This window comes from Luteimonas sp. MC1750 (assembly GCF_016615955.1).
In the GTDB taxonomy this organism is placed as follows: Bacteria; Pseudomonadota; Gammaproteobacteria; order Xanthomonadales; family Xanthomonadaceae; genus Luteimonas.
This window is the reverse complement of the sequence record NZ_CP067113.1, coordinates 2,515,674-2,537,277: the sequence shown is the minus strand read 5'-3', so window position 1 is coordinate 2,537,277 and position 21,604 is coordinate 2,515,674. Positions and strand designations below refer to the sequence as shown.

The 21,604-nt window shown below is 70.8% G+C and carries 16 protein-coding genes and 1 pseudogene; 15 read left to right on the top strand and 2 right to left on the bottom strand.

The genetic code is table 11. From position 1 onward, the window contains the following. Nucleotides 1–236 precede the first annotated feature (236 nt). Both JGR68_RS11890 and JGR68_RS11885 read left to right on the top strand, forming a co-directional pair. Nucleotides 237–1,502 carry a citrate synthase gene (locus JGR68_RS11890; RefSeq protein WP_199360831.1) on the top strand — a complete coding sequence of 422 codons (1,266 nt, stop codon included), beginning with the start codon at nucleotides 237–239 and terminating at the stop codon, nucleotides 1,500–1,502. A gap of 211 nt (nucleotides 1,503–1,713) precedes the next feature. Continuing rightward, complete coding sequence (locus tag JGR68_RS11885) at nucleotides 1,714–2,157, top strand: hypothetical protein (RefSeq protein WP_199360001.1); 444 nt, start codon at nucleotides 1,714–1,716, stop codon at nucleotides 2,155–2,157. A gap of 33 nt (nucleotides 2,158–2,190) precedes the next feature. Here JGR68_RS11885 and JGR68_RS11880 read toward each other — a convergent pair whose 3' ends face one another. Together JGR68_RS11880 and JGR68_RS11875 are read right to left on the bottom strand one after the other, a co-directional pair. Then, nucleotides 2,191–2,847 carry a hypothetical protein gene (locus tag JGR68_RS11880; RefSeq protein WP_199360002.1) on the bottom strand — a complete coding sequence of 219 codons (657 nt, stop codon included), beginning with the start codon at nucleotides 2,845–2,847 and terminating at the stop codon, nucleotides 2,191–2,193. Nucleotides 2,848–2,892: 45 nt separating this feature from the next. Continuing rightward, nucleotides 2,893–5,373: a penicillin-binding protein 1A gene (locus JGR68_RS11875; RefSeq protein WP_199360003.1), complete on the bottom strand. Its 2,481-nt coding sequence runs from the start codon at nucleotides 5,371–5,373 to the stop codon at nucleotides 2,893–2,895. A 238-nt stretch (nucleotides 5,374–5,611) separates the two neighbouring features. On the opposite strand from JGR68_RS11875, the gene JGR68_RS11870 reads away from it, so the two are divergent. From JGR68_RS11870 to tkt, 13 genes and pseudogenes are all read left to right on the top strand, one after another. Beyond that, nucleotides 5,612–6,670 carry a pilus assembly protein PilM gene (locus tag JGR68_RS11870; RefSeq protein WP_199360004.1) on the top strand — a complete coding sequence of 353 codons (1,059 nt, stop codon included), beginning with the start codon at nucleotides 5,612–5,614 and terminating at the stop codon, nucleotides 6,668–6,670. After that, nucleotides 6,670–7,404: a PilN domain-containing protein gene (locus tag JGR68_RS11865; protein ID WP_199360005.1), complete on the top strand. Its 735-nt coding sequence runs from the start codon at nucleotides 6,670–6,672 to the stop codon at nucleotides 7,402–7,404. Before JGR68_RS11870 ends, JGR68_RS11865 begins: the two co-directional genes overlap by 1 nt. Next, the gene (pilO, locus tag JGR68_RS11860) at nucleotides 7,401–8,078 is read left to right on the top strand and encodes a type 4a pilus biogenesis protein PilO (protein WP_199360006.1); all 678 of its coding nucleotides are present in this window, start codon (nucleotides 7,401–7,403) and stop codon (nucleotides 8,076–8,078) included. Before JGR68_RS11865 ends, pilO begins: the two co-directional genes overlap by 4 nt. Nucleotides 8,079–8,085: 7 nt before the next feature. After that, nucleotides 8,086–8,619, top strand: a complete 534-nt coding sequence (locus tag JGR68_RS11855; protein ID WP_199360007.1) for a pilus assembly protein PilP — start codon at nucleotides 8,086–8,088, stop codon at nucleotides 8,617–8,619. 14 nt (nucleotides 8,620–8,633) lie between these two features. Beyond that, nucleotides 8,634–10,589: a type IV pilus secretin PilQ gene (gene pilQ / locus JGR68_RS11850; RefSeq protein ID WP_199360008.1), complete on the top strand. Its 1,956-nt coding sequence runs from the start codon at nucleotides 8,634–8,636 to the stop codon at nucleotides 10,587–10,589. A gap of 130 nt (nucleotides 10,590–10,719) precedes the next feature. Then, the gene (locus JGR68_RS11845) at nucleotides 10,720–11,712 is read left to right on the top strand and encodes a MoxR family ATPase (protein ID WP_199360009.1); all 993 of its coding nucleotides are present in this window, start codon (nucleotides 10,720–10,722) and stop codon (nucleotides 11,710–11,712) included. Nucleotides 11,713–11,792: 80 nt separating this feature from the next. Beyond that, entirely contained in the window at nucleotides 11,793–12,734 is a 942-nt protein-coding gene (locus JGR68_RS11840; RefSeq protein WP_234446509.1) for a DUF58 domain-containing protein, read from the top strand. Beyond that, the gene (locus JGR68_RS11835) at nucleotides 12,734–13,183 is read left to right on the top strand and encodes a DUF4381 family protein (RefSeq protein ID WP_199360010.1); all 450 of its coding nucleotides are present in this window, start codon (nucleotides 12,734–12,736) and stop codon (nucleotides 13,181–13,183) included. Before JGR68_RS11840 ends, JGR68_RS11835 begins: the two co-directional genes overlap by 1 nt. Continuing rightward, nucleotides 13,184–14,199 (top strand): annotated as a pseudogene (locus tag JGR68_RS11830) (VWA domain-containing protein); the annotation flags it as partial. Continuing rightward, entirely contained in the window at nucleotides 14,196–16,088 is a 1,893-nt protein-coding gene (locus JGR68_RS14115) for a VWA domain-containing protein (RefSeq protein ID WP_199360012.1), read from the top strand. The pseudogene JGR68_RS11830 and the gene JGR68_RS14115, both read left to right, overlap by 4 nt. Nucleotides 16,089–16,091: 3 nt before the next feature. Continuing rightward, nucleotides 16,092–17,810 carry a BatD family protein gene (locus tag JGR68_RS11820; RefSeq protein WP_199360013.1) on the top strand — a complete coding sequence of 573 codons (1,719 nt, stop codon included), beginning with the start codon at nucleotides 16,092–16,094 and terminating at the stop codon, nucleotides 17,808–17,810. An 82-nt stretch (nucleotides 17,811–17,892) separates the two neighbouring features. Continuing rightward, nucleotides 17,893–19,227, top strand: coding sequence for a dicarboxylate/amino acid:cation symporter (locus JGR68_RS11815; RefSeq protein ID WP_199360014.1), 1,335 nt, complete (start codon nucleotides 17,893–17,895; stop codon nucleotides 19,225–19,227). A 369-nt stretch (nucleotides 19,228–19,596) separates the two neighbouring features. Further along, complete coding sequence (tkt, locus tag JGR68_RS11810; protein ID WP_199360015.1) at nucleotides 19,597–21,585, top strand: transketolase; 1,989 nt, start codon at nucleotides 19,597–19,599, stop codon at nucleotides 21,583–21,585. Nucleotides 21,586–21,604 lie beyond the last annotated feature (19 nt).

Genomic DNA, 21,604 nt, shown 5'->3' with positions numbered 1-21,604 from the left:
GCCGTTCGCGTTTCCGGGCGCGCGTCGTCGCCCTTCCGGGGGACGCAATGTCCCGCCTCGCGGCGCCGTGCATGCATACGGTGCCGAACGTCGCTATGCGATAATTGCGGCATCGCGTCAGACGCGATCCGCCTGATCCCCGTCCGCGCGCGCGCCTCGCGCCGGGCGTGACGCCAAGAAGGAGTGCGACAGTGTCCGCCATCGAGAACAAGGCCGGCGACGCGCCGACCGCCACCCTGCAGGTCGCCGGAGCTTCGGTCGAGTTGCCCGTGCTGAAGCCGACGCTCGGCAACGAGTGCATCGACATCGCGAAGCTGCCCAAGGCCACAGGCCGCTTCACCTACGATTCCGGCTTCACCGCCACCGCCAGCTGCAAGTCGGCGATCACCTATATCGACGGCGACGAGGGCGTGCTGCTGTACCGCGGCTACCCGATCGAACAGCTGGCCGAGCACTCGAACTTCCTTGAGGTGGCCTACCTGCTGATGAACGGCGAGCTCCCGAACCAGGCCGAGATGGCTTCGTTCGACCACGACGTCACGCATCACACGATGATGCATGAAGCGTTCAAGAGCTTCATCGGCGGCTTCCGCCATGACGCGCATCCGATGGCGATGCTCGTCGGCATGCTCGGCTCGATGGCGAGCTTCTACCACAACGACCTCGACTACGACGATCCGGAGCAGCGCCGCCTCGCCGGCATCCGCCTGATCGCCAAGCTTCCGACGATCGCCGCCGCCTGCTACCGCTATTCGATGGGCTGGCCGCTGAGCTACCCGCGCAACGAGCTGGGCTACGTCGAGCGCTTCCTGCACATGATGTTCGAGCTGCCGAGCGGCCCGCTCGAGCTGTCGCCGGTCGCGGCGAAGGCGATGGACCTGCTGTTCATCCTGCACGCCGACCACGAGCAGAACGCGTCGACCTCGACCGTGCGCCTGGTCGGCTCCACCGGCGCCAATCCCTATGCGTGCATCGCCGCCGGCGTGGCCGCGCTGTGGGGCCCGGCGCATGGCGGTGCCAACGAAGCGGTGCTGAAGATGCTCGGCGAGATCGGCGACGTGAAGAACGTCCAGTCGGCCGTCGACCGTGCCAAGGACAAGGAATCCGGCTTCCGCCTGATGGGCTTCGGCCACCGCGTCTACAAGAACTTCGACCCGCGCGCGAAGCTCATCCGCGAGATGACCCACCAGGTGCTGGGCGAGCTCGGCATCGACGATCCGATGCTCGAGGTCGCGATGCGCCTGGAAGAAGCGGCGCTGAAGGACGACTACTTCGTGCAGCGCAAGCTGTACCCCAACGTCGACTTCTACAGCGGCATCATCTACAAGGCGCTGAAAATCCCGACCGAGATGTTCACGGTGATGTTCGCCATCGCGCGCACCGCCGGCTGGGTCTCGCACTGGCTCGAGCAGCAGACCGACCCCGAGTTCAAGATCGGCCGCCCGCGGCAGATCTACACCGGCGCCGGCCCGCGCGACTACGTGGCGACCGACAAGCGCTGAGCCCAGGCGTTGCGCTGCTGGAAACCGACGCCCCGCACTGCGGGGCGTCTTTCTGTCCGCAGCCGGTAAAACCCGACGCTGAGCCGGGTGCGCTGAGGATGGCGCGTCGCCGTCCGTCCGGAGAGCATCGTCGGGTGACCGCGGCCACGGCGTGGCAGCAGGCGCGCGACGGGCAGGACGCCCGTCGGATCATTCCAGGGAGGACAGGCAGATGCAGGGCAGGACAGGACGTTCGGTATTGGCGGGACTGGTGGTGCTGGTGGCCGCGGCCGTGGGCCCGGCGGGGTCGTCGGAACTCGAGGTCAGGGCAGGCGTCGTGACCACGATCCAGCCGGTTGCCGCGGCAGCGGGCGCGGTCAGTGCCTCGACGAAGCGACAGCTCGGCGGCATGCTGGGTCGCGCGCTGGGCCAGGCGGTCGCCGGTCGCAGCGGCCAGTCGTACGAAGTCACGCGTGTCGCCGGCAACATCGGCGCCGACCTTGCAACCGGCGAGGGCAGCGGGCAGGTGGCGTCGCGCTACCTGCTGCTGGTGCGCTTCGATGACGCCACGGAATCCGCGTTCACCCGTTCGGGTGACCAGGTGGGGCGACTGCGTGCAGGCAGCCGGGTGAAGGTCGTGGGTGCCGGTGACGCGGCCACCCTGCTGCCGGAGTAAGCCGACCCTTGCCCGCGTCGGGCCGGCGGGTGCTCAGGTGCCGGCGCCCGGTGACCCGGGGCCGGCGGTCTCCTCTGCGGCTAGCAGTGTGCGCAGCTGGCTGGCCGAGGCGCGCTGCATCGGGCGCTCGTCGATGCTGGACAGCGGCGCCTGGCGCAGGGCATCCAGTGGCAGGACGACGAGTTCGAACGCCACGCCATCGGCGTGGAAGGCCCAGGCCGGCGCGTCGTGTTCGCGCGCGCGGTCCAGGCGCAGTCGCCGCGAGAGGGCTTCGGCCGGGATGCCGGCGTCGGCCAGGAACCGCGCGACCGCGTCGGCATCGTCCGCATGCAGGTGCAGCACGACCGGGGTGTGCGCGTCGGCCGTGCCGTCGAGCACGCGGCCGGCCAGTCGGGGGTGGAAGGCGTGGAAGAACTCCAGCGCGTGCAGGGCCGCCTCGCGTCGCGTGCGCAGGGCGTCGCTCTGGGCGTCGCGCTGGAACAGGCGCTGGTACTCGCGTAGTGCCTCGTCGATCTCGCGGTTGCGCGGCAGCGACGCGTCATCGCGGATGCCGAGGCGTTCGGCCGCCTTGAGCTTGGCCTGCTGGTAGTCGCGGATGCCGCCCTCGGCCATCAGTCGGGCGGCCTCGTGAGCGAGGCGGTGGCGCCGTTCGCTGGTGCGCCGCTCGGCGTGCTGTCGCGCGTGGTGCATGCGGAACCCTCCCTGCTGGCTCCGCAAGCCTAGCCGATGCCCGGATCAGAAGATGTCGAAGGCTTCCTCCGCCGGGACATCGTCGTCGTAGTCCTCGAACGTCGACTCCATGCGCTCGAGGTCCTCGGCCTTGACCCATTCGGTGATGCCGCCGTCGCCGCCAGGCAGCAGGCGGCCGCTGGCGCTGACCGACACCTTCACCATGCCGTCGGGAGGTTCGTTGGCCGCGATCGGCATGCCTTCCAGGGCGACGCGCATGTAGTCGATCCAGATCGGCAGGGCGGAGCGACCGCCGTACTCGCGGCGGCCCAGCGAGCGGTTGTCGTCACGCCCGACCCAGACCACGGTCGCCAGGCTGCCGCCGAAGCCGGAGAACCAGGCATCGCGGTGGTCGTTGGTCGAGCCGGTCTTGCCGCCGACGTCCTCGCGCCCGAGGGTCTTGGCCGCGGTGCCGGTGCCGCGCTGAACCACGTCGCGCATCATCGAGACCAGCTGGTAGGCGACCCGCGGATCGATCGCACGCGGTGCGATGACCGCGTTCGGGTCCGGCGGCGGCGCCTCCACGGCGCTGTCGGCGGCGGTGTCCGTCGCAGGCGCGGGGGCCGCGGCGCCGAGGTTGAAGCCGTCGACGACCGTGGCCGGCACGCCGGGACGGCCGCCGGCGCCGCAGCCGCGGCAGGCGATCGCCGGGTTCTCCTTGTGGATCACCTGGCCGTCGCGGTCGCGCACCTCGTCGATCAGCCAGGGCGTGACCCGGAAGCCGCCGTTGGCGAACACCGCATAGCCGCGGGTGATGTCGAGCGGGGCCAGCGACGGCGTGCCGAGCGAGATCGACAGGTTGGGCGGAAGCTCCGACTCGTCGAAACCCATGTGGCTGATGTAGCGGCGCGCGTAGTCCACGCCGATGGCGTCGAGCAGGCGCACCGACACCAGGTTGCGCGAGCGCACCAGCGCCTCGCGCAGGCGCATCGGGCCGACGAACCGGCCGTCGTCGTTTTGCGGACGCCAGTCCTGGCCACGGCGCATGCGGAACACCACCGGGGCGTCGAGCACGATGGAGGCGGGGTTGAAGCCGCGCTCGAACGCCGCGGCATAGATGAAGGGCTTGAAGCTCGACCCCGGCTGGCGACGCGCCTGGGTGGCGCGGTTGAACTTCTGGCCGGCGAAACTGAAGCCACCCACGAGGGCGCGCAGCGCGCCGGTGTCGTACTCCAGCGACACCAGCGTCGACTGGCCGCGTGGGAGCTGGTCGAGCTGCCAGGTGGGCTTCGCATCGGCGGCCGGGGCCGCGCCGTCCTTGCCCTTGGGCTCGACGCGGCGCACGCGGGTCAGGTCGCCGCGGGAGAGGAGCGCGGCCGGGTTCTTGCCGGTCCAGCGGCTGGAGGCGGCATCCAGGGTCACGACGGTGCCATCGGAGAGCACCACGTCGGCGGTGCCGGCGTCGGCGCGCAGCACGATCGCGGGCAGCAGTCCGCCCTGCGCCGGGATCCCGCGCAGGCGCGCGGAGGCAGCGGAGGCGTCCTCGTCGGCGGCGAGCTCGAAGCTCTGCTCGACCTTCGACCAGCCGTGGCGATGGTCATAGGCCATCAGCCCGTCGCGGACCGCCTTGTCGGCCGCCGCCTGCATCACCGGATCGATCGTGGTGGTGACGTGGTAGCCGCGCGTCAGCACGTCGCCGCCGTAGCGCTCGATCATCTCCTGGCGGACCATCTCGGCCACGTACGGCGCATAGACCTCCACCGGGCGCTCGTGCGGGCGCGCATGCATGTCCACCGCCTGCGCGGCGGTGGCCTGCGCGCGGGTGATGGAGCCGAGGTCGGCCATGCGCTCGAGCACGTAGTCGCGGCGGATCTTCGCGCGCTCGGGGTTGGAAATGGGATTGCCGCTGGAGGGGAACTTCGGAATCGCCGCCAGCGCGGCGACCTCGTCGAGATCGAGCTCGGCCAGCTGCTTGCCGTAGTAGAACTCGGCCGCCGCCGCAACGCCGTACGAGCGGTTTCCGAAGAAGCTCTTGTTGAGATACAACTCGAAGATCTCGTCCTTGGTCAGCTCGCGCTCCATCTTCATCGCGAGCAGCATCTCCTCGAACTTGCGCGTATAGCTCACTTCCGGGCTGAGGTAGAACTGGCGCGCGACCTGCTGCGTGATGGTCGAGCCGCCCGGCACGCCTTCCTTGGAGCCGGTCTTGGCGATGAGCCAGATCGCGCGCGCCACGCCCTTGTAGTCGATGCCGTCGTGCTCGTAGAAGCGGTTGTCCTCGATCGCGATGAAAGCCTGCTTGACCACGTCGGGCACCTCGGCGATGTCGACGGGGTAGCGGCGCATCTCGCCGAACAGCGCCATGAGGCGGCCGTCGCGGGCGTAGACGTACATCGGCTCCTGCAACTCGATGTTGCGCAGGCTCTCGACTTCCGGCAGGCGTGACGAGACCACGTAGTAGATGCTGCCCGCGGCCAGCGCGCCGAGGAGGATGGCGACGGCGGCGAGCAGCAGCAGCCAGCGGAACAGGCGGCGGAAACGTGACATCGATGGGTCCTGGAAGGGCAGGCCCTTGGCGGGCCGTGTCGAGTCGCGCAGTATATAGAGGAGCTGCCACCCCTCGAGAGGGCTGGCAGCGAGGGGTGACGCAGGGCGTCAGGACGTGACCAAGCGCGCAGTGCGGCACGATTTCGTGTGCCGCTTGTTGCCATCCGGTAAAAACTCCGTTATCTAATGCGTCGGGGCACGAAGCGCACGTAAGCGCCCGTGACATGGGGAGAAAAGCGTGGGGCTGATCACAAAAAGCCAGGCACCGCTCGTCGGGGTCGATATCAGTTCGACAGCTGTAAAGCTGTTGCAGCTGTCCCGGTCGGGCGACCGCTACAAGGTCGAGCACTACGCGGTCGAGCCGCTGCCGCCGAATGCCGTCGTCGAGAAGAGCATCGTCGAGGTCGAGGCCGTCGGCGAAGCCATCCGCCGCGCGATGTCGCGCTCGGGCAGCCGGGCGAAGCATGCCGCGGCGGCGGTCGCGGGCTCGGCGGTCATCATCAAGCTCATCCCGATGCCGTCCGACCTCGACGAGGACGAGATGGAATCGCAGGTCGAGCTCGAGGCCGTCAACTACATCCCGTACCCGATCGAGGAAGTGAACCTCGACTTCGAGGTGGTCGGGGCGATGCCGGGCAACCCGGAAATGGTGCAGGTGATGCTCGCGGCCTCGCGCTCGGAGAGCGTCGAGATGCGCGCGTCCGCGCTGGAGCTTGGCGGCCTCACCGCCCGCGTGATGGACGTCGAGGCCTTCGCGATCGAGAACGCGTTCGCGCTCCTCGCCGACACGCTCAACGTGCCGCGCGACGGCATCGTGGCCCTGGTCGACGTCGGCGCGACGATGACCACGCTCAGCATCCTGCGCAACGGTCGCAGCCTGTACACCCGCGAGCAGGTCTTCGGCGGCAAGCAGCTCACCGACGAGGTGATGCGCCGCTACGGGCTCTCCTACGAGGAAGCCGGCCTGGCCAAGCGCCAGGGCGGACTGCCCGAGAGCTACGAGATCGAGGTGCTGGAGCCCTTCAAGGAGGCGCTGGTCCAGCAGATCAGCCGCCTGCTGCAGTTCTTCTATGCCGGCAGCGAGTTCAACCGCGTCGACCAGGTGGTCCTGGCCGGGGGCTGCGCGTCCATCGCCGGCATCTCCGAGATGGTCGAGGAGCAGCTGGGCGTGCAGACCGTCATCGCCAATCCGCTTGCGCAGATGACGCTCGGTTCGCGCGTGCAGGCGCATGCGCTGGCACAGGACGCGCCGGCCCTCATGATCGCCTGCGGACTGGCCCTGAGGAGCTTCGACTGATGGCCCGCATCAACCTCCTCCCGTGGCGCGCCGAGCGCCGCAAGCAGCGCCAGAAGGAATTCGGCGTCATGCTGGGCTTCGCCGCGCTGGCCGGCCTGCTGCTGTGGTTCCTGGTCAACAGCTACTACAACGCGCAGATCGATGGGCAGAACACGCGCAACGCCTACCTGCAGGACCAGATCAGGCAGGTCGAGGCGAGCATCACCGAAATCGACGAACTCGATCGCCAGAAGGCACGTCTGCTGGCGCGCAAGGAAGTCATCGAGCAGCTGCAGGCCAACCGTTCGCAGATGGTCCACCTGTTCGATTCGCTGGTGCGCACCATTCCCGATGGCGTGGTACTGACCTCGATCAAGCAGGTTGGCGAGGCGCTGACGCTGGAAGGCCGCTCGCAGTCCAACGCCCGCGTCAGCACCTACATGCGCAACCTGGAGGGTTCCGGCTGGATGACCAAGCCCGACCTCTCGATCATCGAGGCGCGTGATGGCGTTGCCGGGCTGCCCTACGCCTTCACCCTTGCGGTGCAGCTGGCCAACCCGAACGCGCCGAAGGACGAGGATGGCGACGGGATCCCGGATGCGGTCCCGCCGGTCGACGCGGCACCCGCCGCGCAGGCCGCCGGCGCCGCGGACGCGACCGGCGTCCCGGAGGCAGCGCCCGCGACCGATGCCCCCGCGGCCGAGCCCGCACCGGTTGAAACAGCGCCCGTTGCCGAAGAAGGAGCCACCTCGTGAGCAAGCGCAAGATGTCGCTCAAGGAGCTGGACTTCAACAACATCGGCTCCTGGCCGCGCGAGTACCGGATCGGCTTCTGCATCCTGGTGGGCCTGCTGATCTTCGGCCTGCTGTGGTGGGTGCTGACCCGCGACAAGGGCGAGCAGCTCAAGGGCCTGGAGCGGACCGAGTCCGACCTGCGCGCGGAGTTCGAGACCAAGCAGGGCCGCGCCGCCAACCTCGAGCCGCTCAAGCTGCAGCTCGCGCAGATGGAGCAGCAGCTCCAGCAGATGCTGCGGCAGCTGCCCAGCCGCACGGAGATGCCCGACCTCATCGTCGACATCTCGCAGACGGCGCTGGCGACCGGCATCCAGAACGAGCTGTTCCAGCCCGGCCCGGAGACGCCCAAGGAGTTCTACGCCGAGAAGCCGATCGCGCTGCGGATGGTGGGGAGCTACCACCAGTTCGGTGCCTTCGTCAGCGGCGTGGCCTCGCTGCCGCGCGTGGTGATCATGACCATGCACGACATCCAGCTGAGGCCGCGGGGCGGCGACAAGGATCCGCGTGCCGGCATCCGTCCGGACTCCCCGCTCGAGCTGGCCGGCACGGTGAAGACCTATCGCTATCTCGACGAGGACGAAGCGGCCGCGCAGGAAGCTGCGGCGACCGCCGCTGCCGCCGGGGGGAGCCGCTGACATGGGTATGACATCCAATGCGCTTCGCGGCATCGCCTGCCTGGCCGCCGTCGCCGCCCTCGCCGGCTGCGGACGCGGCATCACCAGCGAGCCGGCAGGGGCGCCGAACCTCGAGGAGTGGGTCGCCAACGTGCGCGCCCGCCCCGCACCGCCGCTCGATCCGCTTCCGGTGATGCAGCAGTTCGAGACCTTCGAATACGCCGCCCAGGGCATGCGCGATCCGTTCAGCGCCGCCTTCAGCAATGAAGGTGGCGGAAGTGGCCCGCGCCCGGACTCGAACCGGCGCAAGCAGACGCTTGAGCAGTTTCCGCTCGACAGCCTCGACATGGTCGGGTCGCTGGGCGGAGGCAGCAGCCTCACGGCGCTCGTGATGGCGCCCGACAAGGTCACCTACCGGGTTGGCCCGGGCGTGTACATGGGCCAGAACGACGGCCGCGTCACCAGCGTTTCTGAAGACCGTATCGAACTCGTCGAACTCGTGCCCGATGGCGCGGGTGGCTGGCTGGAAAGGCCGGCCTCGATTGCGCTCGAAGACAATTGATTAGGGGAAGCCAGATGACCTTCACCAACGCGCAACGCCGTTCGTCGACCCAGCGGGCGCTGCCCCTTCGGGCAGGCACCTGCGGACTCTTCGTCGGCCTGCTCGCCGCCCTCGGCCCGGTCAGTGCCGCGCCGGCACCGGGCGTGCCGGTGGCCAGCTTTGCCCAGGCCGCCACGGTCGCGGCCGATCCGGCCAAGCAGGTCCCGGCCGAGGTGGCCGTGGCCGCCATCGACTTCAAGCGCGGCGATGGCGGCGCCGGCAAGCTGGTGCTGCGCTTCGACGGAGAGGGCGCCGCGCCCGACCTCCGCACCGAGGGCGGCACCGTCATCGTCAACGTCGGCAACGCCTCGCTGCCTGCAGCGCTGCAGAAGCCGCTCAACGTGACCGACTTCGCAACGCCGGTGCAGCGCATCGACGCGAACCAGGGCAGCAAGGGCACGCAGATCGTGCTGAGCACCCAGGGCGCGTTCGAGCCGCTCGCCTACCAGACCGGTCGCGACTACATCGTCGAGATCGTGCCGCGTGCCGCCGCGCCGTCGCGCGCGGTCGGTGCCGCCGCGGCCAACACGGTCGCGGCCACCGGCCAGACCGCGGTCCAGGCGGCCGCCCAGGGCGACACGCGCGCCTACCGCGGCCGCCCGGTGACGTTCAACTTCCAGGACGTGCCGGTGCGCACCGTGCTGCAGCTCATCGCCGAGCTGTCGGACCTGAACATCGTCGCCAGCGACAGCGTCACCGGTAACGTCACCCTGCGCCTGATCAACGTGCCGTGGGACCAGGCGCTGGACATCGTGCTGCAGGCGAAGTCACTGGACAAGCGTCGCAGCGGCAACGTGGTGTGGGTGGCCCCGCAGGCCGAGATCGCGAAGTTCGAGCAGGACATCGCGAATGCACGTATCGCGCTCGAAGAGAGTGCGGAGATGATCACCGAGTACATCCCGATCTCGTACGGCAGCGCCGAGGACATTTCCAAGTTGCTGACCGACGAAAGCAAGAGCAGCCAAGGTGGTGGCGGGGGGCAGGGTGCGCAGAGCCGCGGATTCCTCTCCGCCCGGGGCAGCCTGAGCCATGACCGTCGTACCAATACCCTGCTGGTCATCGATATCCCGCAGCGCGTGGAGGAAATTAAGCGACTGGTCGCGACCCTCGACAAGCCGGTTGATCAGGTCGTGATCGAGTCGCGCATCGTGATCGCGAATGAGTCCTTTGCCCGGGACCTTGGTGCGCGCTTCGGAATTCGTGGCGTAAAGGATCGTTTGGTTACGTCCGGATCGCTTGACTCCAACAATCAGCTTATAAATTCGTCGATCGCCGCGATCAACGATCCAAATACGACGCCCACATGGGGGCCGTACGATCAGGGGCTCAACAATGACTTCAATATCAATGACCTGAACCCTGCCTCGATCGCGTTCACCATCCTGGGCAACACCATCGACTGGGACCTCGAACTGCAGGCTCTGCAGCAAGAGCAGCGCGGTGAAGTGGTTTCCAATCCGCGCGTCGTCACGAGCAACCAGCGTGAAGCGATCATTCGCCAAGGTCGCGAGGTTGGGTATATGACGGTCACTGGCGGCCAGAGCAACAGCGTTCCTACCGTTCAATTCAAGGAAGCGTTGCTCGAGCTGAAGGTAACTCCGACCATCACGGCGGATGGTCGCGTCTTCCTCAACCTCGCGGTCAAGAAGGACGAGATCCAGGACTACACGACGATCACCGGTTATGGTTCCGTCCCCAACCTGGCCAAGCGCGAAGTCACGACAGCGGTGCTCATCGAAGACGGCCAGACGGTGGTGATCGGCGGCGTGTACGAGTTCGAGGATCGCAACTCGGTGTCCAAGGTACCGTTCCTTGGCGACTTGCCGATCCTCGGCAATCTGTTCAAGACCAAAAGCCGCTCCAAAGCCAAGGCCGAGCTGCTGATCTTCGTCACCCCGCGTGTCCTGCGCGTGGCGCCTCGCAGCTACTGATCCGCTCGCACGGTAGATCCACGACGGGGCCTTCGGGCCCCGTCGTCGTTCCGGGACCTGCGGTTGAACCAATGCCGGGCGATCAGGTCAAACTGGCCCCGGCGCAGTCCGCGCCGCCATCCGGCACTCCATGGACATCTCTTCCAACGAAGGCGCCAGGCTGCATGGCCTCTTCACCGGCCTGCGCGACGCGCTGGCCACCGAGATCATCGGCCAGTCGGCCCTTGTCGAGCGCCTGCTGGTGGCGCTGCTGGCCGACGGGCACCTGCTGGTCGAAGGGGCGCCCGGCCTGGCCAAGACCAGCGCGATCCGCGCCCTGGCCGCACGCGTCGAAGCCGACTTCGCGCGCCTGCAGTTCACTCCCGACCTGCTCCCGGCCGACCTGACCGGGACCGAGGTCTGGCGGCCGCAGGATGGGCGCTTCGAGTTTCTTCCCGGTCCGGTCTTCCATTCGCTCCTGCTGGCCGACGAGATCAACCGCGCGCCGGCCAAGGTCCAGTCGGCGCTGCTGGAGGCCATGGGCGAGCGGCAGGTCACGGTCGGTCGGCAGACCTATGCGCTGCCGGCCCTGTTCCTGGTGATGGCGACGCAGAATCCGATCGAGCAGGAGGGAACCTTCCCGCTGCCCGAAGCCCAGCTCGACCGCTTCCTGATGCATGTCCGCATCGGCTATCCGGAAGCCGAGGCGGAGACGGCCATCCTGCGCCTGGCGCGCGAACGCGCCATCGCGGCGCTGGAGGCACCATCGGTGCCGGCCGAACGGGTGTCCCAGGCCGACGTGATGGCCGCGCGCTCGGCGGTGCTTGCGCTGCACATGGCGCCGGCCGTGGAGCGCTACCTCGTCGAGATCGTGCTGGCCTCGCGCGACGCGGGGCGCTACGACGAAGCACTGGGACGCCGGATCGCCTGGGGCGCGAGCCCGCGCGGCTCGATCGCGCTGGAACGCTGCGCGCGGGCACACGCCTGGCTCGCGGGACGGGATTTCGTCACCCCCGACGACGTCCGCGCGATGGCGCCGGATGTGCTGCGCCATCGCGTGTTGCCCAGCTACGAAGCCACGGCCGAAGGCTGGGACGGCGAGCGTCTGGTGGAGGCGCTGCTGTCGCGGGTGCCGCTGCCGTGACCGGCCGGGTCGCCGCACCACAGGAGGCTGGCTGGAGAGCCCGCGCCAGCATCGCGGCGCCCAGCCCTGCCGGAGGTGCGGTGCATCGCCATGCAGGTCCCGATGCCAGCCCGGCAGCCGAGTCGGGCATCGCCCCGTCGCTCAACGAGCTCATCGCCCTGCGCAGCCTCGCGCACGCGCGTGGACCGGCACGTCGCGGGACCTCGGGACTGCGCGCGCAGGCCGCGTCGACCCTGCGCGGCCGCGGCATGGAATACGCCGAGTCGCGCGGCTACGCGATCGGCGACGACGCGCGCCACATCGACTGGCGGGTCACGGCGCGGACCGGCAGGCCCCACACCAAACTGTTCCAGGCCGAGCGCGAACGCCTCACGCTGCTGGTTGCCGACACGTCCCCGGCGCTCTATTTCGGCACGCGGGTGCGCTTCAAGTCGGTGCAGGCGGCGCGTGCGGGCGCGATCGCGGCCTGGCGTGCGGTCGCCGACGGTGACCGGATCGCGGCGCTGCGTGGCAGCCGCAGCGAGCCCCCGGTGGCGGCCGCGTCGGGCGCGCGCGGCGCGTTGCGCGTGCTCGATGCGCTGGTCCGCTGGTATACACGGCCTGCGGCCGACGATGCGGGCCTTGAGGTGTCGCTCGACCATGCCCGGCGCCTGCTGCGCCCCGGCTCCCGTCTCCTCGTCCTGGCCGATCCGGCGAGCGTTGCCGCGATTCCGGACCAGCGCTGGCCGGCGCTGGCCGCCCACCACGAGGTCGTCGTGGTCCTGTTGACCGATCCGCTGGAGATGCACCCTCCGGACGACCTGCTGGGCTTCGCGGCCGAAGCATCCGGGGGCCAGGAGCCACGCCGCGTCGAGCTCGACCTGGCCGACCCCGACCAGCGGCGGCGCTGGCAGCACGAATTCCCCGCGCAGGTCGCGTCCATCACCGGCGCGCTGGCCGCGCGGGGCGTGCGCGCGGTCGCGCTGTCCTGCGACGCCCCGAGCGATGCCTGGCTGGCGGCTGCCGGAGCGGGGCGCCGCTGATGGACGACGGGCTGGTGCTGCGCGATATCCACCTGTCCTCCGCGCCGCCCTGGTGGCCGCCGGCTCCCGGCTGGTGGTGGCTGGCGGCCGCGCTGCTGCTGCTTGTCGCCGGACTGGTCGCGTGGCGCCTGCACCGGCTGCAGCGTCGCCGGAAGCTCATGGCCTTCTTCGACGCCGAGACCGCGGCCGCGGATCCCGCGGGAACCGTCGCGGCGATCTCCTCCCTGCTGCGCCGCGCCGCCCGCCGGCGCGAACCCGACGGCGACCGCCTGGAGGGGGACGCCTGGCTGGCGTTCCTCGACCAGGGGCAGGACCCCCCGCGCTTCGACGGTGTCCGCGGAGAACTGTTGCTCGACGGCGCCTACCGCCCGCAGCCCGATCCCGGCGCCGTGGCCGACCTGCGCCTGGCCGCACGCGCGCGTTTCGTCGAATGGATGGATCGCCGCTGATGGGCACGTTTCCGGCATTCGGCGCGTTCGCGGGCTTCGCATGGCCGTGGATGCTGGCCGGCCTGCCGCTGCCCTGGCTGCTGCGCGCGCTCCTGCCGCCGGTGCGCGGCGGCGCCGGTCCTGCGCTGCGCGTCCCGTGGTCCGCCACGCGCCTGGCGAAGATCGTGGAGGGGCGGTCGATGGCACCGCGCACCCGGGGCATGCCTTGGCTGGCCTGGCTCGGCTGGGCGCTGCTCTGCCTCGCCGCGGCGAGACCGATGGCGTGGGGAGAGGTGGTGCAGCCGCCGCAGGTGGCCCGCGAACTGATGCTTGCCGTCGACCTCTCGGCCAGCATGGGCGAACGCGACATGCTGGTGGGCAACGAGGTGGTGGACCGGCTGACCGCCGCCAAGGCGGTGATCGCGGACTTCCTCGGCCGCCGCGAAGGGGACCGCGTCGGCCTGCTGGTGTTCGGTCGCGGGGCCTATGTGCTGGCGCCGGCCACGGCCGACCTGGCCACCGTGCGCGAGCAGCTGCTTGCAACCGAGGTCGCGCTGGCGGGTCGCGAGACGGCCATCGGCGATGCGATCGGCCTCGGCGTGAAGCGGCTGCAGGCGCAGCGCAGCGGCGAGCGCGTTCTCGTGCTGCTCACCGACGGCGTCAATACCGCGGGCGCACTCGATCCGGTGAAGGCGGCCGCGATCGCCCGGGACGAAGGCGTGCGCATCCACACCATTGCCTTTGGCGGGGAAGGCGAGGCGCTGTCCGTGTTCGGGTTCCGACTGCCTTCGGGTGGCAGCGAGATCGACGAGGACACGCTGGCGCAGATCGCGAGGATGACCGGAGGCCGCAGCTTCCGCGCCCGGGATACCGACGCCCTGGCCGGCATCTACGGCGAGATCGACCGCATCGAACCGGTGGAAGCGCGTGGCGAAGCGGTGCGGCCTCGCCTGGAGCGCTACCACTGGCCACTGGCGCTGGCGCTGGCCTGCGGAATGTTCGCCGCGGCCTGGTCCTTGCGCAGGCCGCGGCCATGACGCTTCCGTTCGGTGAGCTCGGATTCCTGCGCCCGGCGTGGTTGCTGGCCCTCCTGCTGCTGCCCCTGCTTGCGTGGCAATGGCGGCGCCGCGCGCGACAGCGCAGCGTGTGGCGCGCAGCGGTGGACCCGCACCTGCTGCCGCATCTGCTGGTTCCGGGCCGCGGAGCGGGGCGGGGCGCCTGGGCCGGAACCGTGGTGCTGGCCGGCCTCGGGCTCGCGATCCTGGCGCTCGCCGGGCCGAGCTGGCGCTCGGTGCCGCAGCCGTTGCAGGCAGGCGGCGGCGCACTTGTGCTGGCGCTGGACCTGTCCGGCGCCACCCTGGCCAACGACCTGCAGCCGTCCCGCCTGGCCCAGGCCCGCGCCCGCCTGGACGCGATCCTGCGCGCACACACCGGCGACGTGGCGCTCGTGGTCTATGCCGACGACGCCCACGTGGTCTCGCCAATGACCGATGACGCCGCCAACGTGTCCGTGTTCCTCGACGCCCTGGCACCCGACATCATGCCCGTCGACGGCGCGCGCCCCGGACGCGCCATCGACCTGGCCGTCGAGCTGCTGGTGGGTGCCGGCCATGCCCAAGGCGAGATCCTGCTGCTGGCGCCCGGCGCCGATACGGCCGCGGTCCGCGCCGCCGCCCGCGCCGCGGGCTCGGGCCATCGCGTCTCGGCGCTGGCGATGGGCACGGCGGAGGGCGCCGGCTATCGCGGCCGCGACGGCGGGATCCACCGCAGCGTGCTGGACCGCGGATCGCTGGAGGCGCTCGCGGCAGCCGGCGGTGGACGAGTCCATGACTGGAGCGCGTCGGTCGGCGAAGTGCTTGCCGGCCCGGGTGCCGGCGCGGGGAGGGAAGACGTTGTGGGCGTGGCAGGCAGCGCCCGGGTGCGCGAGGACGGCGGCTACTGGCTGTTGCCGGCGGCCATGGTGCTGCTGCTGGCCGTGTTCCGGCGCGGCGGCGTGCTGGCCGTCCTCGCGGTCTGCATGCTGCTTCCGGTGGCCCCGTCGTCGCTCGCTTCCACGTCCGCAGCCACGCCCGCAGCCAACGCGGCCGCCACCGTACCCCCGACCGCAGCCGCAACCACCGCGCCCGTCGCCACCGCCCGTACCGCCACTGCCCCCACCGCCACTGCCCCCACCGCCACCGCGTGGCGACGCGCCGACCAGGCCGCGCACGCGCGCAGCGTCGAGGCCGAGGCGGCCTATCGCCGGGGCGATTTCGCTGCCGCCGCCCGCGGGTTCGCCGGGCTTCCGGGCGCCGACGCCGCCTACAACCGCGGCAATGCGCTGGCACGCGCCGGCCGCTACGAGGAGGCCATTGCCGCGTACGACGACGCGCTGCGGCAGTCACCGGGGATGCCCGACGCCGCGGCCAATCGCGCCGCCGTGGAAGCCGCGATGCAGCGAGAGCCGCCGCCGGGCGCTGGCGGGGGCGGCGAGCGTCCGCCGGATGCCGGCGGGGACGGGCGCGGCGCCGGCCAGGACGAAGGCAAGCGCGGTGACGACGGGCAGGCACCGCCCGACCAGGACCCGGGCAAGGAGCCGCGTGGCGACGAACCCGGCCCGCAGCCTCCGCCGCGACCGACCGATGGCGGCGAAACCCCGCCGCCACCGGATCCAGCTTCGGAGGCCGACGCCCGGGCGCGCCAGCAGGCCGCCGACGAGGCCCAGCGCGAAGCCATGCAGCGCGCGATCGACGCCGGCGATCCGGATGGCTCGGGCACGGCTGACGATGACCCGCGCCAGCTCGCCGGCCAGAGCGAAACCACTGCCGCCCGCGAGCGCGAGGAGGCCAACGCCGCCTGGCTGCGTCGCGTGCCTGACGATCCCGGCGCGCTGCTGCGTGCGCGCTTCCGCAACGAACATCTGCGCCGCCGCGCCGGAGAGCGCTGACCCATGTCGAACCCGTCCCATTCCCGCCTGGGCTTCGCCAGGGTGCTGCTTGCACTGGTGCTGGCCCTGGCGCCCGCGCTGGCTTCGGCCGAGGTCCGCGCCTGGCTCGACCGCGACCGCATCGAGCTCGGCGAGACGGTCACGCTCAACATCGAGGTCGATACCGGCGGCCGTCCCGACTACGGACCGCTGGCGGGCGATTTCCGCATCGAACAGCGCAGCAGCCGACAGTCCTTCGAACTTCGCAACGGCCAGTCGGTTTCGCGCACGCTGCACGCGGTGGCGCTTCAGCCGCTGCGTGGAGGCGTGCTTACCGTGCCCGCGCTCGCGGTCGGCGGCGAGCGCACGGCCCCGCTCACGCTGACGGTGGCACCCGCCAGCGTCGCGCGGCCGCCCGCGCGCGGTCCCGCCTTCATCGAGGCCGAGGTCGACGATCCGTCGCCCTACGTGCAGCAAGCGGTCGGCCTACGACTGCGGCTCTACTACTCGGTGCAGCTGTTGTCGGGACAGCTCGACCAGCCCGCGGTCGATGGCCTCGGGCTCCAGCGCGCCGGCAGCGACCTGCAGTACACGCGCGAGGTCGGCGGCCGCCGCTTCCAGGTCGTCGAACGTCGCTACCTGCTGATCCCCGAGCGCAGCGGCAGGATCGAGCTGCCCGCCGCCACCTTCCGCGGGCGCGGCGTCGGCGGCTGGCTGGATGACCTCTTCGGCGACGGGCAGCGCGCCCTGTCCGCCGACGGCCCGGCGATCGCACTCGAGGTGAGGCCGGTGCCGGCCGCCGCGCCGCGTCCCTGGCTGCCGCTGCACGGCTTGCAGCTGCGCTGGCTGCAGGCGCCCGACGCCGCACGTGCCGGCGACGCGTTCACCGTCGAACTGGAGCTGGTCGCCGACGGCGCCACGGCGGCGCAGCTGGAGATGCCGATGCTGGCGGCCGATGCCGGCGCGCAGGTGTTCCCGGAGCCGGCCCAGCACGACGAGACGATCGAGGACGGGCGCCCGCGCGTGCGCATGGTGCGCCGCTACTCGGTGCTCCCCGCGCGTGACGGCCCGCTGCGGATCGAGGCGCCGGCCCTGGGCTGGTGGGACGTCGGCGCGAACCGCGCGCGCGAGGCGACGCTGCCCGCGCTCGAGGTCGACGTGGCGCCCGCCGCCGGCGCGGTCGGTGCGGGCGGGACCCGCGGCAACGTCGGGACCGGTGCCGCGCGCGGCATCGGTACGCAGGCGGCGGACGACAGCGGCCCCTGGGTCCGGCTGCCGGGCGTGCAGGGACCCGTGCACCGCTGGGCGCTGGCGACGGTGGTGTTCGCGCTGCTGTGGCTGCTCACCCTGGCCTGGGGCCTGCAGTGGCGCCAGCGCGGCCAGGCTGCGGCGGGGGCCGCCCTGGACGACGGAATCGCGGGTGCGAAGGCTGTGCCCAGGGCCCGCGGTCACGGTGCGGCGCTGCGCAAGGCGCTGGACACCGGCGACCTGGGCGAGGTCTCCGCCGCCCTGTGCGCGCTCGCCTCGCCGCCGGCCGCCGACCTCGACGCGCTGTCGATGCGCGTCGCCCCGGGCCCGCAGCGCGACGCCATCGGCCAGCTGCAGCGCGCGCGCTGGGGCCAGGACGGGGACGGCGCGGCCCAGGCGCGCGCGGCCGTGCGTGCCGCGTTCGCGCGCGGCGCGGACTGGATCGACGCCGACGAGGGCGGGGACGCGCTGCTCCCACCGCACTATCCCCGGTGAAGCGGCCGCTGAAGGCGGCCGCCGAGGGCGGCTGCGCGGCTTTGCTAAGCTCCGCCGTCCACACCGTTCCGGGGAAGACCGCATGACCGAGCCGACCGCGCCCGCCAGGCCGCGCATGCCGCTGCACTGGAAGATCGCCATCGGCTTCGTCGCGGGCCTCGTGCTGGGCCTGTTCGTGCACTACGGCATCGGTCGCGACACCGGCTGGGTGCAGGCCCTGACCGAGTACGTCACGCAGCCGTTCTCGACCCTGTTCCTCAGTCTGATCTTCATGATGATCGTGCCGCTGCTGTTCTCGGCGCTGGTGGTCGGCGTGTCGGAGATGGGCGACGTGAAGTCGCTCGGGCGCATCGGCTGGCGCACGCTGATCGCGACCGTGGTGCTGTCGGGCATCGCGGTGCTGCTCGGGCTGGTGATGGTCAACGTGTTCAAGCCGGGCGTCGGCGTCGATCCGGCGCTCGCGCAGCAGCTGCTGGCCGACAGCGCCGAGCGCACCGCGGCGATCGTCCGCGACAGCGGCGCGCAGCCCACCGGCGTGCAGATGCTGCTCGACATCGTGCCGCAGAACGTGATCGGCGCCGCCGCCAACAACGCCAACATCCTGGCGCTCATGTTCTTCGCGCTGATGTTCGGCGTCGGCATCGTGATGAGCCCGGACACCGCGCCGATCCGGACGCTGCGCCGCGGCATCGAGGGCATCTTCGAGATCTCGATGACCCTCATCGGCCTGATCATCCGCCTGGCGCCGGCGGCGGTGTTCTGCTTCATGTTCAACCTGGCCGTGCTGTTCGGCTGGGACCTGCTGCTGCGCCTGGGCGCCTTCGTGCTGGTGGTGGTGGGCGCGCTCGCGCTGCACATGCTGGTGACCTATTCGCTGGCGCTGAAGTTCGTCGGCGGCTATTCGCCGCTCAAGTTCTTCAAGGGGGTGCAGGAGGCGATGCTGATGGCCTTCTCCACCGCGTCCAGCAACGCCACGCTGCCCACCGCGCTCAAGGTCGCCGACCGCGACCTGCACCTGCCGACCAAGGTGTCGCGCTTCGTGCTCACCATCGGCGCCACCGCCAACCAGAACGGCACCGCGCTGTTCGAGGGCGTGACGGTGATCTTCCTCGCCCAGTTCTTCGGCGTGGACCTGACCTGGGGCCAGCAGTTCATGGTGATGCTGGTCTGCATCCTGGGCGGCATCGGCACCGCCGGGGTGCCCTCGGGCTCGCTGCCGGTGGTGGCGCTGATCTGCGCCATGGTCGGGGTGCCGCCGGAAGGCATCGGCCTGATCCTGGGCGTGAACCACTTCCTCGACATGTGCCGGACCACGGTCAACGTGACCGGCGACCTCGGGATCGCGGCGATCGTGTCCAAGGGCGAAGTGGACGCGCCGACGGACCTGATGGCGGACAGGCCCGAAGCCACGGGCTGACGCGGTCGAGCGGCCACCTTCGCTTCGTTCCAGTGCGCGCGGCCCGTCCCGCGCACAGGGGGTGTGCTCCGCCGGCCGTCTCCGCATCCTGCTCCCAGCGGCCGGGCGCCGGCCATCCATGGCCAGCTCTGCGCACACACCCTGTGCGCGGGACGGGCTCCAGCCATCTCCGGCTTCGGGAGTGAAGGCACGCCCAGCGCCCTCGCGTGCCGCAGCGCTCTTTTCAACCAGACCGCGACACGGGTTGCGTCCGTGGCGGGCGGCCTTGACCCATCCAAACCAGCGAGGTCGGAGCTCGGCTGCGGAAGACTCGCAGGGCAGGGGATGGGACAATGCGCGTTCCGCCGCCGTCCCCGCCCGCCGAGACCCATGACCAGCCCCAGCCGCCGCGACCTCGCCAATGCCATCCGCATCCTCGCCATGGACGCCGTCCAGGCGGCCAACTCCGGCCACCCCGGCATGCCCATGGGCATGGCCGACATCGCCGAGGTGCTGTGGAATGACTACCTGAACCACAACCCGGGCAACCCGAAGTGGTTCAACCGCGACCGCTTCGTGCTGTCAAACGGCCACGGCTCGATGCTGCAGTACGCGCTGCTGCACCTGGCGGGCTACGACCTGCCGATCGAGGAGCTGAAGAACTTCCGCCAGCTCGGCCACCGCACGCCGGGGCACCCGGAGAACTTCGTCACCGGCGGCGTCGAGACCACCACCGGGCCGCTGGGCCAGGGCTTCGCGAACGCGGTGGGTTTCGCGCTGGCCGAGAAGCTGCTGGCGCAGCGCTTCAACCGTCCCGAGTACGCGGTCGTCGACCATCGCACCTGGGTCTTCCTGGGCGACGGCTGCCTGATGGAGGGCATCAGCCACGAAGCCGCCTCGCTGGCCGGCACCTGGGGCCTGGGCAAGCTGGTCGCGTTCTGGGACGACAACCGCATCTCGATCGACGGCGACACCGCGGGCTGGTTCACCGACGACACCCCGGCGCGCTTCGAGGCCTACGGCTGGCGCGTGATCCGCGACATCGACGGGCATGACGCCGCCGCCATCAAGGCCGCGATCGACCAGGCGATGCAGCACGACGACCGGCCGGTGCTGCTCTGCTGCCGCACGACCATCGGCTACGGCTCGCCGGCCAAGGCGGGCAGCGAGTCCTCGCACGGGGCGCCGCTGGGCAAGGACGAGATCGTGGCCACGCGCAAGGCGCTGGGCTGGGAGCACGGCGAGTTCGAAATCCCCGAAACGATCTACGACGGCTGGCGTGCGAACAACGCCGGCACCGTGCGCGAGGAGCAGTGGAACCGGATGTTCGACGCCTACGCGCAGCGGCACCCGGAGCTGGCCGGTGAGCTGTCGCGCCGCTCGCACGGGGAATTGCCGGAAGGATTTTCCGCCGCGGCCGACGCGTACATCGCGAAGCTGCAGGCCGAGAGCCCCAAGGTCGCCTCGCGCAAGGCCTCGCAGATGGCGATCGAGGCCTTTGCGCCGCACCTGCCCGAGCTCGTCGGCGGCTCGGCCGACCTGGCCGGTTCCAACCTCACCCTGTGGAGCGGCAGCAAGTCGGTGGCCGGCGACGATCCCGACGCCAACTACGTCTATTACGGCGTGCGCGAGTTCGCGATGACCGCGATCTCCAACGGCCTGGCGCTGCATGGCGGTTTCATCCCCTATGACGCCACCTTCCTGGTGTTCAGCGATTACGCGCGCAACGCAGTGCGCATGGGCGCGCTGATGGGTGCGCACGTCATCCACGTCTACACCCACGATTCCATCGGCCTGGGCGAGGACGGCCCGACGCACCAGCCCGTCGAGCACCTGGCCAGCCTGCGTGCGATCCCCGGAAATGACGTCTGGCGCCCCTGCGACGCGGTCGAATCCGCCGTTTGCTGGAAGGCCGCGATCGAGCGCCAGGACGGGCCCGCCTGCCTGGTGTTCTCGCGCCAGAACCTTGCACCCCAGGCGCGCGACGAAGCGCAGGTCGCAGCGATCGCGCGCGGCGGTTACGTGCTGAAGGATTCCGTGGGCGCACCGGAGGTGATCCTGATCGCCACCGGCTCCGAGGTCGGCCTGGCCATGTACGCGGCCGCGCAGCTGGGTGACGCCGTGCGCGTGGTGTCGATGCCCTCGACCGATGTCTTCGACCGCCAGGACGCCAGCTATCGCGAATCGGTATTGCCGAACGCCTGCAGGAAGCGCGTGGCGATCGAGGCCGGCGTTTCCGACTTCTGGCGCAAGTACGTGGGCCTGGACGGCGCGGTGATCGGCATCGACCGCTTTGGCGCCAGTGCCCCGGCGGAGGTGCTGTTCCCGCACTTCGGCTTCACGGTCGAGGCGGTGGTCGACGCCGCGCGCGCGCTCTAGGCCGCGCGCGGGGAGGCGG